9 protein-coding genes and 1 pseudogene are annotated in these 18,379 nt (G+C 44.5%); 5 read left to right on the top strand and 5 right to left on the bottom strand.

Translation table 11 applies throughout. The features are described from left to right. The 5 genes and pseudogenes from K7P76_RS22040 to K7P76_RS22020 form a co-directional block, all read left to right on the top strand. A partial coding sequence (locus tag K7P76_RS22040; protein WP_232187469.1) for a fibronectin type III domain-containing protein occupies nt 1–2,224 on the top strand: 2,224 nt, incomplete at its 5' end. Nucleotides 2,225–2,254: 30 nt separating this feature from the next. Continuing rightward, nucleotides 2,255–4,621 carry a S8 family serine peptidase gene (locus K7P76_RS22035; RefSeq protein WP_232187468.1) on the top strand — a complete coding sequence of 789 codons (2,367 nt, stop codon included), beginning with the start codon at nt 2,255–2,257 and terminating at the stop codon, nt 4,619–4,621. 45 nt (nt 4,622–4,666) lie between these two features. Next, complete coding sequence (locus K7P76_RS22030) at nt 4,667–10,075, top strand: RHS repeat-associated core domain-containing protein (protein WP_232187467.1); 5,409 nt, start codon at nt 4,667–4,669, stop codon at nt 10,073–10,075. Nucleotides 10,076–10,089: 14 nt separating this feature from the next. Beyond that, nucleotides 10,090–10,749 carry a hypothetical protein gene (locus tag K7P76_RS22025; protein ID WP_232187466.1) on the top strand — a complete coding sequence of 220 codons (660 nt, stop codon included), beginning with the start codon at nt 10,090–10,092 and terminating at the stop codon, nt 10,747–10,749. A 1,069-nt stretch (nt 10,750–11,818) separates the two neighbouring features. Beyond that, nucleotides 11,819–12,621, top strand: a pseudogene (locus K7P76_RS22020) (pyruvate, water dikinase regulatory protein). A 104-nt stretch (nt 12,622–12,725) separates the two neighbouring features. On the opposite strand, the gene K7P76_RS22015 reads toward K7P76_RS22020, so the two are convergent. Genes K7P76_RS22015 through K7P76_RS21995 form a run of 5 tightly spaced genes read right to left on the bottom strand, consistent with a single transcriptional unit; the run spans nt 12,726 to nt 18,348 of the window. After that, a complete protein-coding gene (locus K7P76_RS22015) occupies nt 12,726–14,291 on the bottom strand; it encodes a glycosyltransferase family 39 protein (protein ID WP_232187465.1) in 1,566 nt (521 codons plus the stop codon). 17 nt (nt 14,292–14,308) lie between these two features. Then, the gene (locus K7P76_RS22010) at nt 14,309–14,731 is read right to left on the bottom strand and encodes a GtrA family protein (protein WP_232187464.1); all 423 of its coding nucleotides are present in this window, start codon (nt 14,729–14,731) and stop codon (nt 14,309–14,311) included. Continuing rightward, nucleotides 14,721–15,695: a glycosyltransferase family 2 protein gene (locus K7P76_RS22005; RefSeq protein ID WP_232187463.1), complete on the bottom strand. Its 975-nt coding sequence runs from the start codon at nt 15,693–15,695 to the stop codon at nt 14,721–14,723. The genes K7P76_RS22010 and K7P76_RS22005 overlap by 11 nt, the downstream gene beginning before the upstream one ends. Nucleotides 15,696–15,718: 23 nt before the next feature. Beyond that, nucleotides 15,719–18,103, bottom strand: coding sequence for a cyclic di-GMP-binding domain-containing protein, MshE-related (locus K7P76_RS22000; protein WP_373692455.1), 2,385 nt, complete (start codon nt 18,101–18,103; stop codon nt 15,719–15,721). Next, nucleotides 18,100–18,348 carry a hypothetical protein gene (locus K7P76_RS21995; protein WP_232187462.1) on the bottom strand — a complete coding sequence of 83 codons (249 nt, stop codon included), beginning with the start codon at nt 18,346–18,348 and terminating at the stop codon, nt 18,100–18,102. Before K7P76_RS21995 ends, K7P76_RS22000 begins: the two co-directional genes overlap by 4 nt. Between the last annotated feature and the right edge of the window lie 31 nt (nt 18,349–18,379).

Raw genomic sequence — 18,379 nt, 5'->3', positions numbered from 1 at the left:
GCAAAACAGCGGCGCGGTAACGTATACGGTTTATAAGAACGGGACGCTGATGGGCACAACTGCAAATACGACCTACACAGTCACGGGACTGACGAAAGCGACGAGTTACACGATGACAGTCGTGGCGACGGATGCGGCGGGCAACGAATCGGAAGCGGCGGAAGTAACCGCGACGACAGCCGGGGGCAACTTGCTGCCAAATGGCGGGTTTGAGACGTACACCGGCTCGAGCGGCGCGGCGGACGGGTGGAGCCGGAACGGCTCGGATTGGAGTGTTGTGACGACGCCGGTGGCAGAAGGCACGCGAGCGCAGCGAATCGGCCTGTCCGGTTTGAACGTAGACAACTGGGTGTCCTTGTACCGGAGCTTTCCGGTTTCCCCGGGCAAGTCTTTTGTACTGGACGGCCAGTTTAACGCGTCAGCGCTGAACAATGCGAAGGTGCAGCTCAACCTTACGTTTATGGATGCCAATGGAAACTATATTACGGAATACAATCGCGAGCTTTTCACCACAACGGACGGTTACGTCACGTTGAAAATTGCGGACATTATGCCTGCGAACGCTGTAGAAGCGGAAGTGAACCTGCGGCTGAAACCGACCGCAAACAACGGCACCGGCACGATGTATGTCGACGGGCTCAGATTCCGCTACTTCACACCGACGATTCCGGGCAACTTGCACGTGACGGGTGCGGAGAACACGAGCGTGGATCTGGATTGGGACGATTCTACGCAGAACAGCGGCGCGGTGACGTATACGGTCTACAAGAACGGAACGCTTATGGACACAACTGCAAATACGAACTACACAGTGACGGGACTGACGAAAGCAACGAGCTACACGATGACAGTCGTGGCGTCAGATGCAGCGGGCAACGAATCGGAAGCGGCGGAAGTAACCGCGACGACGGCCGGAGGCAACATGTTGCCGAACGGCGGTTTTGAGACGTACACTGGCTCGAGCGGCGCGGCGGATGGATGGAATACGGACGGCTCGGATTGGAGCGTTGTGACGACACCGGTCATGGAAGGCACGCGAGCACAGCGAATAGGACTCTCGGGCCTTGGCGGAGGACATTATATTGAGCTGTACCGCGATGTGGCGGTGACGGCCGGAAAGTCGTTTGCGCTGGACGGCCAGTTTAACGCGGCGGCGATGAACCATGCGAAGGTGCAATTGAATATTTCGTTCTACAATGCCAATGACAACTATATCACGGAGCAGAAAAAGGAATTGCTTGGCACGACGGACGGTTACGTTCCGTTGAAGACCGTCGGTACGGTTCCGGCCAATGCGGTATCGGCTAGAATCGGCATCCGGATTTACGCGACGGAAGACAACGGAACAGCGACGTTGTATGCAGATAAACTTAGTTTCCGCTACTTTACGCCGACGCTTCCGGGCAACTTGCACGTGACGGGTGCAGCGAACACGAGCGTGGATCTGGATTGGGATGCTTCTACGCAAAACAGCGGCGCGGTAACGTATACGGTTTATAAGAACGGGACGCTGGTGGGCACAACTGCAAATACGACCTACACAGTCACGGGACTGACGAAAGCGACGAGTTACACGATGACAGTCGTGGCGTCAGATGCGGCGGGCAACGAATCGGAAGCGGCAGAAGTGACCGCGACGACGGCCGGAGGCAACTTGCTTGTGAATGGAAGCTTTGAGACAGAGAATGGTTGGACTGTTGAAGGTTCCGAATTCCAAAGAGTAACTTCTACAGTTTATCAAGGACAATTTGCTCAAAAATTGAAATCGAGCAATCTACAATTGGATCACTCCGAAGCTGTTTATCAAATGGTTATGGTTGATCCATTAAAACCTTATTCATTGTCGACTAAATTAAACGTGCAAAATTTAACAAACATGAAATTGCAAATGTTTATCGATTTCTATGATGCTCAAGGGAATGCAATCGCGACGAATACTCGTGAGATCAATCAAGTCACAAATAGTTTTGTGTCATTTATGATATCCGGCAAAGTCCCGACAAGTGCAGTTAAAGCATTTGTTACAGTTCGTATGGTTTCATTAGCGAATGGAGCTAACGGTGAAGCTGTCATAGACAATATGGATCTGCATTACCAATCGGAGGTGCGGTATATTTACAATTCCCAAAATAGACTAGATTATATTATTTATTCAGACGGTACGATTTACGATTTTGAATACGACAATAACGGAAATTTAAAGGCAATTAGAAGAAGACCATAATCTAAACGTCGTATAGCTGGAGGCTAAAAAATGACAAAAAATAAACAAAGATGGGCAAGCTCATTCATTATCTTTCTATGTATTGTTTCTCTTTTATTTCCGCTAACTTTATCAGTGCAAGCAAAAACAGAAACGACAACGGAGTATTTAGTCGGGTTTAAGAAAGGTATTGATTCTCAAGAGCACTTGAAAAAAAGTAAAAAGATCAAGCATCAACAAAAAAAGAAGTTTAATACTCAAAATACGATCATGATGGACTTGGATGCAGCGGAAATTAGCGAATTGTCCAAAGATCCAAATGTCACCTTTGTAGAAAAAAACGAAAAGATATCGATTCAAACGATTCAGATAAGCGAGAGCACGGAAGCAAGCGGGCAGACATCAAATTCTATAGAAATTCTTCCATGGGGCAATGTCGCAGTAGGCGCTAATCTGCAGCAAGAGGGTGATCTTCAAGGGGAGGGGATTAAAGTCGCGGTACTGGATACAGGTATTTCCTCTCATCCGGACCTGGTTATTAAAGGCGGGGTCAGTTTTGATACATCTTCAACAAACTATACAGACAATAACGGTCATGGGACACACGTTGCGGGTATTATTGCAGCGCAACAAAATACCATTGGCGTTGTCGGTATTGCTCCGAAAGTAGATTTGTATGGCGTTAAAGTATTGAATGACGCAGGAAATGGGACTTACGCCCAAGTTATTCAAGGAATTGAATGGGCAATTGATAACAATATGAATATTATCTCTATGAGTTTCTCGGGAACTGCAGATAGCCAAGCGTTGCATCAAGTGATTTCTCAAGCGCAACAAGCTGGGATCCTACTGATTGCCGCCGCAGGCAACTTAGGCTCGGGGACGGAAACGGAAACATATCCGGCATTATATCCGGAAGTCGTTTCCGTTGGCGCAACAACGGAAAGCAATCAGCGTGCCAATTTATCGAGTACCGGGGATCAGTTAGATATTGTCGCACCTGGGGTTAACATCCTCAGTACGTATAAAGATGGCGGCTACACCTCTCTCTCTGGAACATCAATGGCTGCCCCTTATGTTACCGGAGCCGCTGCTGTTGTCTGGTCGCAACATCGAAGCGAGAATGCTTTGACAATTATGAACAGTTTATATGATCAGGCAACACCGCTCGGTCCCACACATGAGTATGGTCATGGACTGGTTAATTTGGCTCGCACGCTTGGTCTCATCGACTCAGCCATTCCGGCTTTCCAACTAAATTCCAGCGATAACTCGGAACCTCAAACGCCAGGAGATAGCGAAGTTAGTATTAGCGCCATCGTTAGAGGAAATTCTTTTACAGTGTCAACCACTGCCCCCTCGAATAAACCCTCCTATACGAAGGTTGATATCGGCGTCGATGGTCCTAAATCGAGGGTATGTTCAAAAACGATTACAACGACTACTTCAGCAGGCTCAACAGTTTCTCTTTCATGTACGAGCACATCTAGCTGGGATTTAGGTACATACACACCTAAGTATACGTTTTATTATAGTGGCGGCACTGTTCCTGTTACAGGTGCGTCGTTTACACTCACACCGGAGGCACCAACTCTTTCTAATTCGTATACACCTGCTCGAACTTCGATTTACTTTACTTGGTCCAGAGTAAACGGCGTATCTTCATACAAAATTATTAAAAATGGCGAACTGGCAGCTACGCTTGGCGATGTAAACAACTACACACTTACTGGTTTATCGCCGAGTTCGACTTATTACATACAAGTCAAAGCGGTAGATCCTAACGACACATCATCAGGCTCTTATTCCAATACGGTTTCTATGACGACGAAACCACCTTTTGGTACGCCAGGTACTCCGACCATTTCGAATGTGGCAGCGAACGGTTTCTCCGTTTCATGGAGCGGAGTGAGTGATGCTGATCAATATAAAGTGCTTATTGACGGTCAGCTCAAAGCTACGGTTTCTACGACTAGCACACCGATTACTGGCTTAAATCCTAACCAACAGTATTCGGTTCAAATTAAAGCCATAGACCAATTTGATGCGAACAACGTTACGTTCTCGCCAATCGTCAATCAACTTACAGCCAAATCTGCTGGTCCTCAAGGTTTCACAGCTACGTTTGTTACAGCAAATACGATTAAAGTCACTTGGTCTCCGGTTTCAGATCCCACAATTTATTCTTTGACCAAAAGCAATAACGGCTCATCTGAAACGCCATATTCTACATCTTCAACTGTATTTTATTTTACGGGTTTGAATCCTGGAGTTGCTTATACGCTTAAAGTATTTACGGTGAATACATTACCAAGCCAAATTACGGTTACAACAGACGGGGTTGGGAATCTTCCAGGCTCCATTCCTTTAATGATTAATGGTCAACCGTATAATGCCATTCCGTTCTATCCTTATTAATAATTGTTACTTGTCAGTATTAAAGAAGTCCCAGGAGGATAACCGATGCGTATAAAAATGAGATTATATAAATTAACAATTTACTTACTGCTCGTCTCTCTTATATTTGGCATAGTACCGGAAAATCTGGTACAAGCGAAGAAGTCAGAAGGCACAGAACAGCAGGACACAGCGAAAAAGGAAGCAAAAAGCAAACGGAAAAAACTTTCCGAGTCTTTTGGTATCTCAGAAAAAGACGTACAGCGGTTGTTGGATCAAGGCTATACCGCGGATGAAGTCAATATAATCCTACTTAAGCAAGAGGAACAATCAATTCCACTCGACAAGGCACTTGGAAAGGCGAAAAAGCACGTCAATCGCTCTAAAAGCGCGAGCAAAATCACGAATGCTCAACCGCATGTTCGATATGGCGTCGGCAATGAGTTGGATAGCTCATCCACAACCGAGTCTGACAATGAGATAGTTAACTCTGCTTCATCCCAGCCGGTGTCTCCGGTAAGCGATGAAACTTTAAAAAATTTGAAATTGAAGCTGGACCAAGCACCGTACTCGGTTGGCAGTATGGGACAGTCGGTATCGACGTTGGATGGCAGCTTGTCGTTAGGTTCGACCGATTTTGTTCTTCCCGGTCGGAATGGACTTTCGTTTGCGTTAAGTCGTAACTATAATTCGGGAGTAGCACAGTATTACGAGCAAAGTATAAGTTATTATAACGATCTCTATAAAAACGGTGTCTTTTTCTCGGGTAATGCCAAGAAGTACGCACTTTTGTTTGCACCTGTTTTCAGCATGTCACATACACGTGATTATGCAACATGCAGCGGTGTTATCATGAACAACGAGATTATTGGAACCGACGATTGGAACCTTACGCAAACAAGTTTGAAATATGACGATGCATTGGCTTTGGCCGCTCAGGTTGAGAGTCAGAAACCGATGTATACAAGCGCTTGGTCGGCGTGTACGAACAACGTGCAGAAACGAGATATTTATCGGTATATCTTCAATAGCGTTTACGTGGATAGCGTCGGTGAGCAGTTTACAAACCAGCAAGTTCATGATGAATATTCCTTTGGTTTGTACGATACTTTGGCTGAAGCGACAGCAGTTAAGCAACAAATTGATGCTATTGCAGGAAGTAGTACATTATATTTGGGTGATACTATAAGCGGTACGAATAGTACCTCGTATACCTATTATCGCTACTATGTGGATGCAGGCTCGACGGCATCAATTCGCTCAATACCCACAGAAGGCCATTGGTATCCCTATCAAACCACCACAAAAACATATAATGATCTGAATTTCCCGATCGGCAAGGGCTGGAGTTGGAATATTCCTTATATCTTGGATGGGCAATATATCAACTTAGGCAATGGCGGACAATATGAAATTAGCGGGAATCAGCTAAAAGGATACCAGTGGAATGATTTAACGTTTACAACGCAAAGCGGCACCATTTCCGTGAATCAGACGAACCAATCTTATTCATACGTTTTAAGCAACATCGATGGTGTAAAACAATATTTTAATAGCGCCGGTCAAATCATCAAGATGACGGATAAATATAACAATTTTATTGACTTTGGGTACCAGAATGTGGCTGCCTATGGTCGTAATCTTTTAACTAGCATTAATGACCCTGTAGGCAATACGATTTCCATTCAATATACGACGTCTAATGTGATACTCACCTCCGGCAATCGCACGATCACGTACACGAAAGTAGCCGTACAAAACGGAGGAAACACGGTTGAGATCCTGGATCGGGTTACGGATCCTGAAAGTCGAGTGACGCGTTACGAATATAATCAAGTGACCGACACGAGATACAATGTCATTAATACGAATGTCAACGAAGGTATATTTAATGGCTACTCCTTGCTAAAGACAGTGTTTCATCCATCCGGAGCGGAATCACATATTAAGTATGAAGATCTTCCTACGACGAGATTGCAAAGTGCGACTGCCGTCAATCAAGTGCATCGCGTTCTATGGACGGAAGACCGTATCCTAACGACGAACCCGGATACGCAAGCGGTAACGTATACCCCGTATAATCGTTTGAACTATACGTATAATGGCGATGCCGGCAGCTCATACAATACGGATTATGCCTTCTCCACCACGATTAATGACGGATTATCCCAAGTCACGTATCAATATGACAAGGATTACATTGACGCGAACAATCCGACGGTTTTTTATAACACAACTGTCAAACAAACCAAAAGCGGACTGGAAACGACGATCTCGAATTCGTTTGATCGCAGTCGTAAAATTACGACTCCGATTCAGTCGTCAACGCTATACAAAAACACGCAAACGAACGAAAACAGAACAGAAACGACAAGCCAAACGTTCGATAATGCAGGGAACGTGCTTACGCAAACGGATAAACAGGGTGTTACAATACAGTACACCTATTATCCGAACACGCATCTGATTCAAACGATTTCACAACCAATTGATAGTAGCCGTACGCTATTCACCCAAGTGACGAAGACAGCATCCGGCGATCCTGACGTTATTCAAGTTCGGGAAACAAACGGTACGGGCTCGCTTTTGAGCATGAAAGATTACGATTACGACAGCTATGGCAACGTGCAGAAAATTACGACTAAAAAAGATGCCACAAATGAAACGGTCCAACAATTTGCGTATAGCACGCAATATAACAGTGCTTACTTAACGAGTGAGCAAGTGTCGGGTAAGGATGCGGACAATACGCCATTTTCCGTTAATGTTCAAGCCGAGTATAATGCATTGACAGGTCAGATGACGAAGTTTATCGATGGAAAAACGAATGCGACTATTTATCAATATGATAAGCTGGGCAGGGTAAAGCTCGTCACTAATCCGGATAATTCGACAACATCTGTGGTTTATGACGATACAAACAATAAAGTAACGCAAACTAACGAAGAAGGGGCTCGGACAGAAAGTCGTTACGATTCGCTTGGTCGTCTGATGCAACAAGGCATCTTTTTTAATGGCAACTATACCGCAAAAATCAAATATTTTTATGACACCTATGGTAGAAATATCGGGGCTGAAGATGCCGAAGGGAACAAAACAACGGTTAGCTATGCTCCCCAAGCATGGGGAGAAAAAGTCATTACAACATCGCCAAACCAAGATCAATCGACAGAAGAGGTTAATGTCATTGCGCTGACGAAGAACGTTACAGATCCACTCGGCAATCGGGTCACTACCAAAGCGGACATACTAGGCAATCCGATTCAGACGGTAACGACAGAAGTAGATAGCACTAATCCTGCAATTAATACGACTAGCCAAGTGGAGGAAATGACGTATAACTACCTTGGTGGTCTGCTTACACATAAGGATGCGAAAAACAACCTAACACAATATACGTACGATTTTGTAGGACGTTTGACAAAGGTTACGAATGCATTGAATGAGCAAACGAGTTATCAATACGACCTGTTAGGGAATTTGTTAACGATCACAAATCCAAACCAGAGCGTGACAACCAAGCAATATGATGAATTAGGACGACTCATTGCCCAGCAGAAAACCAGTCAACCGCTCGAAAAGTATTATTACGATGCGAATAACAATTTGAAGAAGAGAATTGATCGGAAAGGCAATGAACTTACTTATAGTTACAATAGTCGCAGCCAACTTGAATCCCAAAGCAATGGCGAACAAACGAGCTCATTTACGTATTCACACGATGGTCTGCGCCTGACGATGCAAGACGTCACCGGATTGACAAAGTTTGACTATCATCCGGACACGAGACAGCTCGAGAAAGTGACTTACCCCGACAATAAAGTGTTAAGCTACACGTATGATCCAAGAGGCAACATAGATACCTTGGTCGGTCCTTTCAACGACTCTGCCACTTATGACTATGATACGGATAATAGGTTGCAATTTATCAATCTGGGCGCAGATGTACAATATCAGTATTACGCCAACGGCTCATTAAAGCAGGAAACGCGCGGGAACGGTGTAGTATCCGCGTATCAGTATAAAGGGCTTCAATTAACAGCATTAACGCATACGAATCCGGATTTAACATCCGCGGTCGAACGCTATGCGTATGATGGCAATAAAAATATTACAATGATCACCCAAAACGGGACGGTTAGAGACTATACGTACGATGCGTTGAATCGGGTTGAAACAGCGAGTCCGAACAACGAGTCGTATACGTACGATCAGCAAGGCAACCGCAGTACGCTTGAATCGGATCAAGTACAACAACTTACGCCAACGGGTTACGAGTACGATCGATGGAATCAACTTACGAGTGTGACAGTGGAGAACAGTACTCCAGTTACGTACAAATATAACGGAGACGGCCTCATGGTAGAGCGTACACAAGGAGGTAATACTACTCGATATTATTACAGCGGCAGCGATATTATTGCGGAAGGCAAAGTCAATCCTGACGGTACGGTATCGAAGGTTGCGGCTTATATTCGCGGCAATGGTTTGGAATATCGGGTCGATGCGAATGGAAACAAAGCCTATTATGTCCGTAATAGTCATGGTGATGTAGTATCGCTTCAAGATGCGAATGGTCAAGTACTGAACAGCTATACGTATGATTTGTGGGGGAAACCAATTAGCAAACAGGAAACAGTATCCAATCCATTTCTATATTCCGGCGAATATTGGGATTCTACGACAAATCTCCAATATTTAAGAGCTAGATGGTATGATCCAAGCGTAGGCCGGTTTATTAATGAGGATACTTATGAGGGGCAGATTAATAATCCTTTAACCTTAAATCTCTACACATATGTAGTTAATAATCCTCTAATCTATACAGATCCAAGTGGGCACTGTTTTACAAGCTGGTTGGGCAAGAGCGTTTGTCAAAGAGCATGGAAAGCGACAAAAGAAACGGTAAACGACGTTGGTGATTCTTTAGTTGAAGGATGGAACTCATTTAGCAACGGCATAACAACAGCATGGAACGAAGTCAAGGATGCGTTAGGAACAGCGGCATATGTAAATTATTATTTCTTAAAACAAGACCAAAAAACGTTAGAAGATCCGAATGCTTCACTGGAAGATAAGGCTTTAGCAGTAATGGGGTTTTTGTCTTTAGGAAGATCCAATTTCGCTGATGCATTATTTGACGCATCAAAATATAGAGTATTTAATTCTGGAAATTTCAACTTCAACTTAAGAATTTTTAGAGGATCACCACCAAGTGATATGATTAAACCAGAAGCACATCATATTTTACCTCAAGCAGGGAAGTTTAGTGATTTCTTTAATGACAGAGGCATAAATGTGCATGATCCGAGATTTGGTACTTGGGTTGCAAAGAAAGAACATGGTAGTTGGAGTAATCAATATACCAAAGAATGGGAAACGTTTATCGCTAGAAATCAAAATGCAACAGCAGATGATGTTTTAAGTTTTGGAAGATCTTTGGGATCTAAATATAAATTTGAAGTAAACTATTAAGGCTAGGTGAGAACATGACTTTCTATGAGATTAGCAGTGACAATCGCAAAAAAGGGGAGTGGGCTTACGGTATTATTATTGGCGACTACCCTAAGGTAATGATCGATTGTTCCGTATGCGGGAGAAATTGGCGAAAAGAAAAACTGTTGGATAAAAATTCCGATATAACTGTTGCCTTGGTCAATGACAACTTTGCCGATTTTGCTGATGTTATTTATCACAAACTTATTAAAAGTGAAGCTCTTGAACTTTTGCAAAACAACGAAATAAAGGGTATATCTGCTGGGCATATAAATATTATGCTACATGACGAATTAAGTCTTGATGCCCTACAGACATTAAAAAAGAAAGGCTGCAAAATAAACTTAATTTCAGACAGTGTTCCGCAGTACTACAGATTGTTTGCCAATGTGGGAATTAGTCTACATGAAAGATCAGAAATTGAACTCCTCGACTTTTGTGATGCGTGCGGATATAAAAAATTTATTACGCCTAATTTAAGTTATTTAGATCCCTCTGCTCCGATTTATTTTGCAAGGGAAACATGGAATGGAGATGACCTTTTCATGACCGAAGAGCTGGGAGCATCGCTATTCTGCTCAGAAAAATTTGTTCAGGTCTACAAAGAAAATAATCTGACTGGACTAAAGTTTTCGAAGATAGAATTTCTCTGATTTACCTTTACCACATGTGAGCGTAACAGCATGTGGTTTTCTTTTACCCTATTGCGTCATTGAGCATGGAGACTTAACAATAAAATTACAAACTCCCGCCTCACGGTAGCATGAAGAACCTAGTCTTAACCTCATGCCCATACAAACGTCTTGACCACAAGTTAATTCCCCCACAAGAGTGGCTTGCAGCCTTTCTATTTTCGCGGGACAGGGTAAACCCTGCCCCAACGTCTGGAAAGGCTGTAAGCCGCCCTGCGTCTCACGAATCAGCAGCGGGAAAGCCGTTTGTTTCCACAAGGTTCGGGTTAAAGGTAATTGGTTGCAGAAGTGGTATTCTACAATGAAAAAATCACCCGAAAAGGTGATTCTAATGTAGAACTATTTTTCTTTAACCACGTCTATTGCCTCTAGAATTTCCTTGGCTACTCGAAGGACATTCGATATTTTGTCTGCTGATCTCTCAACAAGCAGTGAGTTAACAGCTTCATACGAGGCTTCATATCCGCTGACTTGCCTACAAAGTCCAACTCATGGAACTGAAAAACTTCAAGGGGAACAACGTCCTAAGCCTTAATAATTTTTTTCTAACATCTCAGTCGAAATATTCCGATCAGCATGTTCTAAGCGGATGTAGCAATAACGGATGTTTACCTAATCGGTCAGTTAATCCTTTCTCTTTAATAATGCCCGTATTCTCTCGTCCACGAGCTTCAAGAACTGAGTGATACTGAGCACAACTGTTCGAATTGGCGAAGGAGCGGACACCTCTTGATAGTTAGCCGCATTGCCATGCACGTGTCCGATTCATTGGTGCACGGTCTGAGTGGTAACGACTGGTTAACTGCACAGGTTCTAAATGAAAGCAAATCGAAAGTGAGGTAAGGAAGCCTAATAGAAATGTCGTCCGCAAGCGGAACAATGTCGATTCATCTGCGCCAATCCCGAGAGGCTTGATCTTAGAGAGTTCACATACCTATTGTGGAAAATCATGATGAATCTTATGGTGACCTTGCAGCAAAAGCAGCGGCTAGACTAGTTTATTTTCATAATGGTGTAGGCCCTGTGCCCGGTGCAATTCCCTTCCAGCTTCAAGTATGTGGTTTCCGACTCAGCGGGAGACACGGGCGAGCTTGCGGTGCGTGCCGCCGCGGCTCAGTTCCATCCGCTATCCGTGCACATTCGTCGGGCGGCTTTCATACAGACGCGGGAGGGCATAGATGCGATTCTAAGCGCTGCTCACGCCGAGAACAGCATCGTTCTTTACACATTGGTTATTCCTTTCCTGCGCGAATATATGGTCGAACAGGCAAGTAAAATCAACATGACGGCCATCGATCTGCTCGGCCCGTTAATCGATAATTTGGAGCGCACGCTCGGCAGGGAATCCCGCCACGAGCCCAGCTTGAATCACGCGCTGAACGCCGATTATTTCCACAAAGTAGAAGCGGTAGAATTCGCGGTTAAGTACGACGACGCCCGAGACGTCACCGGCATTCTCAAAGCGGACATTATTCTCGTCGGCGTCTCGCGAACGTCCAAAACTCCGCTCTCCATGGTGCTCGCGCACAAGGTAAGGTCGCCAACGTTCCGCTCGTACCGGAGCTTGTACCTCCGAAGGAGCTGTACATTGCTTCACCGCGCAAGGTCATCGGATTAACAATTAATCCCGATTCCTTGAACGCCATCCGCAAGGAGAGGCTGAAAGCTCTAGGACTGCCGGACACGGCGCCCTATGCGACCTCTGAACGGATTATGAGAGAGCTGGAGCACGCCCGGCAAGTGATGGAGAAGATCGGCTGCATCGTCATCGACGTCTCGAACAAAGCGGTGGAGGAAACGGCTAGTTTGATTTTGGAGCGGTTTCAGGGATGAGAGAAACGGATTGAGTGGAATAATGAAAAAAAGAGAGCCTTAGGGAAGCCTTAGGGCTCTCTTTTTATATCGTTAAATTTTTTGTTCCAAGATTATTTCAGTTTTCAGTCCTGAATTACCTTGTAGAGCCTCCACAATCCTCCGAAATCGCGTTCCAGTTTAACCCAAGCATCGCCGTTTTCATACATGTCGGGATAACTCATATTAATAGTACTTTGAACATTGTTCAGCGGTTTGGGAATCAGAATGTAATCGACGTTGTGCTCTAAAGGTTTATCGACGGAGGCACGAAAATCTAAATCGCTTGTAATGAGATACTTCTTGGGAACGCGACTATTAACCAAAATTGTAAATGCGGATGCGGAATCCGTTAAGATTGTACCCGTAATATTATCGTCCATCCACTTAGCGGCATCTTTCTCTATCAGTTGCCGCTGATAACTCTCATTCCCTTTTTTAATTGTAAGAAAGGAATGCTCGTCGGGGGCGATATTTGGATTTGTTAACGCATAGCTAAGCATGCATGCAGTTACGAACAGTCCGCAAGAAATGATGGCGAATGAGATGCGCCGCATGCGCTTCTCAATCATACCCAACTCATAAGGAATCCATGCGACAACGACTGGGAGTACGTACATAAAGTAGCGAAACCATCCGAAGGAGGTTTGTCTGAGCAATAGCAAATATTGAAGGCCGGGAACCGCACAAAACAACAATAGAAGAACTGCGATATCCCATTTGAATAGCCTGCCTGTTATTATGCGGACAATTAGTATACTGAACAGCGGGATCGAATACCAAAACGTCTTTTTTATAACCAACTGCAAAATCGTCCAAGGATTTTTGAAAATTTTCTGGAATTCCGCATCGTTGCGCAGGACGACAGCTGCGGCATCATTGGAATATTCCGAATTAAGGAAGTAAAGCGGGTTTCCCATTATAGAGTAGTTAAAAAACAGCCACATAAATCCTGAAAACACGACAGGAAGCAGAACGAGGATTGAGGTAGCTTCGACCTTGTACCATTTTTCTTTTGTCGTATACGAATTGTCTCTCTGCCAAAGAAATACAACGATAACGATCGACAATGCAATCGAGAAACCGAAAGGTACAGCCTCATAGCGGGTCCAAAAAGCTAGAGATAATGTAAACCCCGAGACTAACAAGCTGCTGATTTTTCTGTCTTTCATCCAGAAGCAAAATTCTGTAATCGACATCATAAGAAAATACATATACGGCACATCGCTCAGACCGTTAGCTCCAAACAGGAAAATAAACGGATTTAATCCATACAGCAAGGTAACCGTAACACTCATGGGGATGGAAAGCTTAAATTTTTGCCCGGCCCGGTAGAGATGAATGGCCGTTAATCCAGCAAACATGCTCGTCAACAAAATCCCCGCCAAAGCAGAGGATGCTAAGGGAGGATACAATGGATAAAAAAGCAGAGGAATGAGCTCGAGAAGGCTTGGAAGCGGATTCCAAATAAAACCTATAGCACCCAAATGAGGGTCTCTGCTATAGAGAACATAAAATGCGTTGGCTACCCGGCTGATTGCATCGGAATGCAAATATCCGATGACATGGCTGATATAGTAGCCAAGCGAAAATTCCGAAATAAAGAAGAAAAAGAAAAGGGCCCACGGCAACCTGTTTTGTTTCTTCCACATGCTGCACGTCAGTCTCCTTAATCGTAGGTTCTGGTAGTTGTTTGTTGAGGCGTGAAAGTCCAAGATCGGTTCAATAAGTAGTTGCTTGCGGGTACAACTAAAATAACGATTGCTTGACCGATCAGATAACGAATATGCCAAAGTTCGACAGTAACATACATGATGGCTGTATTCAGCAATAAACCAAAGAGGGAAACTACGCAATACTTCATGAAATTTCTCCAATGTGATTCCATGATACGGGTTGAGAATGTCCAATATCGGTTCAAATAGTAAGATACTGCCAACACGATGATAAACCCGATAACCGATGAAACAACGGCTGTCATTTTTATAGATTCCACCAGCAAGATAAGGATTCCGAAATGCAATAAAGTGCCCAGACCGCCAACCATCCCATATCTGATAAAGGAGGAGCGCAGTAACCGTCTAAAATCCATAAGAATCTACCTCGATTTGCGACTGACCTTCACTATTTGAAATCTTCTCTGAAATTAAATAGCGCGGTCTTCCCTTTACTTCATGGTAAATCGCGGAAATATATTCCCCTACGATTCCGATGGATATCATAAGCAAGCCGCCAATAATCAACTGCAGAAGAATAACCGTCGTAAATCCGGTTACGGCTCCACCGAACAATTTTTTCCAAACAGTATGAATGCCTAGTGTAATCGCTCCGATAGAAAAAACGATTCCCAACAGACTCACCAAACGAAGAGGAATCGTGGAGAACGACACGATGGATTCGACAGCAAGACGGGCCAATTTGATAAAACCCCACCGGCTGGTACCATGTTCTCGGGGCATGACACGAAAAGGAATCGTTGTTTTGCGAAATCCGACCCAAGCCGTCATTCCCCTGAAGAAAGTATTTCTTTCCTGTAAACCCCGCCACGCTTGAACGACTATGGCGTCCAATAATTTGAAGTCGGAAGCGTTCTTCAGATTGTATCCCGTTAATCTATTTAAGGTACCGTAGAATAGGGTTGCCCCGATTTTTTTCAATAAGGGCTCTTTACCGCGGCTTTCTTTGACGCACTCGACAATAGCGTACTTTTCCTCTCGCCACAACCGGATCATCTCTGGGATAAGATTAGGAGGATGTTGTAAATCTCCGTCCATTACGATGACCGCACGGCCGACGGCGTGTTCCAGTCCCGCACACAAGGCTAGCTCCTTACCGAAGTTCCGACTCAGCCGAAGGGCTTTCAATTCGGATATGCGAGGAAGAAGGGTTTGCAAAGCCGTCCAGGTTCCATCCCTCGACCCATCGTCAACAACAATGACTTCGAAACTTGTAATAGCTTGTCTAACAATTTCAACTATAGTGAAAAGTGATTTCTCAATATGGCTGTCTTCATTATACATGGGAATGATAATGGACAGTTCGGGCGACGGTTTCAATGTAATCACTCCCGGAAATGGTTTTATCCTGTTTTTGTAAATGTAGAGGAGTCAACATGATTATCTTCTGTAAGACCATGCAATGTTTTTTCCCAATAGAATGGTTTTGTGATCAGTTGCCAAGCGCCTTTTATAGACGCAATGCTCATCATTACCCAATATAATGGCGTAAGTAGCGTACTGCGAACCAATCCATAAGAGAAGAAGTGATCTCCGCGTTTTTCGAGTTCGTGAATGACCCAATACACGCCGGCAGCATTACTGAATACAAACAGAAAGTTGGCGAAATAAAACTCGACTGATGCCAAATAATAGACGGATCCAGGGAAAAATTGCTTTATCCAGTCTGCTTTCCATCCATACCACAAAATGATCATTGACCAGAAAAGCGGGTTTAGTAAGGGAAGCATAGGCGTTGCAAGCACCATGACATGAAAGCCCATAAAACCTCTTAGTCCTAATTCCCGATATAGCCGAAGCGGATTGCGCATATGGACAAGCCAAGTTTGCATATACCCTTTGATCCACCGGGAACGTTGACGTATCCAATTGCCGAAGCGGCTGTTTGCTTCTTCCCAAGTCCTGGAATCTACGATAGCCGTTTTGTAACCTTCCTTGTACAATCGGATTCCAAGGTCGGCGTCCTCCGTTACGTTATAAGGGTCCCAAGCATTAAGGGATTTTAAAACATCTGTTTTGAAGTGATTCGAGGTGCCTCCGAGCGGGATGGGTATATCTAACTTCATGATGCCGGGTAAAAGGAGCTCAAACCACATACTATATTCTTGGGTAAACCACCGGGTTAGCAAATTTTGCTCGCTGTTGAAATAATTCAATTTTGCCTGAACGCAAGCCGTATTTTCTGAACAGGATTCGAAAGTAAGATGGACTTTCTTCAGTTGATCTGGATCGGGACGGTCTTCTGCGTCATAGATGACGACATATTTCCCTCTCGCTCTTATAAGCCCGTAATTACATGCCTTCGGTTTCGTTTTGGGCAGGCTGTCCGGGACGACAAGAACAGTATAGTAAGGAGGGAGTTTCATGTTCTTTAACAGTTCCTGAGCCTCGATATCGTCCTTTTCTATTAGAAGTCGAACATCGAGTTTGGCTTTGGGATAATCGAGTTTCTCTAAATTTCGAATTAAATGAGGAATAACTCCGCTTTCTTTATACATCGGAACAAGAATCGTGTATAGAGGCAACTCCCGTTCGTCATATTTATTCAATTCCTCCGCACTAAAGCGATACTGGGCACCGCTCCGCGAACCGAACATTATGATGATGAACTTAAAGAGGGTCATGGAAAAATAAAAAAACTGAACCATAACATTGACTGCAATCAAAGTCCAAAATAAATCCCATAACAGCCCGCCTGCTAAGATAATAATACTCGCGAAAATCCAAAAAATCTGTGCCTTAGTAAAAGTTACGCTAGCCGAATTGTGCGGCTGTTCAATGGCGAGTTTGGTTGTGCTCTCTTCAAGCATCTCATCGCCGTATACTTCTGACCAAAACATTTCCATTTCGCTCTTGCTTGCAAGAACTTGCTCAATAGGCATTTTAAGTACTTCTTCAAGAAGGGTTTTATTATCGTCGGATAGGGGTTCATTAACGGCAACCAGATATCGGTTGGGATATTGATGAATAACCACGATTCCATACTCGCGGGCAATCGGCTCAGGCAGTTTCAACTCTGTGTTAAAGATGATGTCGTTGCCGATACGGCCGAGATTGTTCTGCGTAGCAATGGCGCGGTAAAGTTGCTCGGCCTCCAGAAATTGAAGGGAGAGGAGTACATCTCCGAGCATTCCTCCGCTTTTACGTTGAAACGCAAGCGCCTTTTCCAATTGCTCCTTTGTCAAGTATCCCAATTGCAAAAGCATATCTCCGAGTCGGCCTTTTTGCGGCTGATTGCTAATGTAAGGCAGCAATTGCTCGGCTGTGACATATTTCAAATCAAGCAAAATATCCCCGAGACGACCGCCGAAGTCCTGCTGCCGCGCAAATGCATGTTCGAGTTGTTCCTTAGTAATCAAGCCGTTCTGTATAAGCAGATCGCCCATTCTGGGACGTGGTGCGATGGGAACTTCTGGAAGACTGACAGAAGTCGTCTGTTGCGCGGGTGCTTCGAATGCCGCCTCCTGGTTTTGATGTGAAGGGGCGGTATGATCAAGCCATTCCTGAACGTTTCCGCGACGTAAATATTGTACTCGGGTTTGCGCTGCGGACAATCGGCGTTTGACTTCCTCCGTTTCCCAATTCAAACGCAGTAGTTTGGCGGCATGCTCTGCTCTGCGCCGCCGCAGTTCTTTACGTTTTTTCTCTAGCATGATTTCTTCGTGTTTAATTAGTGCGGACGCTTTGCGGGGGGATATCCCGAGAAATTGAAGCTTCAGCCCCTTCATAGCGCTTCCCTTCCGTCAAGCAACGAGCGTTCTTCCTCGATCGTTTCCTCTAACTGTAGAAGCAATCGATCGTGAAAGAGACGTTTCTGCTCGTAAAGATCAAGGATTGCCTGCTCTTCCTGACGCAAGGCCGAATCTATCATTTGAATGCGGGCACGTATGGCATTGATTTTATTCTCGACTTTTTCTGTTCGATATCCGATGAACGACAGGTTTTCTTTGCTTTCTCCAGTCGAAGTTCCCATAACTAGCACCTACCCTCCCTAAATTGTTCGT

This window comes from Cohnella silvisoli, assembly GCF_021190915.1.
In the GTDB taxonomy this organism is placed as follows: Bacteria; Bacillota; Bacilli; order Paenibacillales; family Paenibacillaceae; genus Cohnella; species Cohnella silvisoli.
Note: the sequence above shows the minus strand (reverse complement) of the source record. Positions and strands in the feature narration are given on the sequence as shown.

Coding starts and splice junctions, on each gene's coding strand:
- K7P76_RS22035 (WP_232187468.1), top strand. CDS start 2,255: ATGACAAAAAATAAACAAAGATGGGCAAGCTCATTCATTATCTTTCTA.
- K7P76_RS22030 (WP_232187467.1), top strand. CDS start 4,667: ATGCGTATAAAAATGAGATTATATAAATTAACAATTTACTTACTGCTC.
- K7P76_RS22025 (WP_232187466.1), top strand. CDS start 10,090: ATGACTTTCTATGAGATTAGCAGTGACAATCGCAAAAAAGGGGAGTGG.
- K7P76_RS22015 (WP_232187465.1), bottom strand. CDS start 14,291: ATGTGGAAGAAACAAAACAGGTTGCCGTGGGCCCTTTTCTTTTTCTTC.
- K7P76_RS22010 (WP_232187464.1), bottom strand. CDS start 14,731: ATGGATTTTAGACGGTTACTGCGCTCCTCCTTTATCAGATATGGGATG.
- K7P76_RS22000 (WP_373692455.1), bottom strand. CDS start 18,103: ATGAAGGGGCTGAAGCTTCAATTTCTCGGGATATCCCCCCGCAAAGCG.
- K7P76_RS21995 (WP_232187462.1), bottom strand. CDS start 18,348: ATGGGAACTTCGACTGGAGAAAGCAAAGAAAACCTGTCGTTCATCGGA.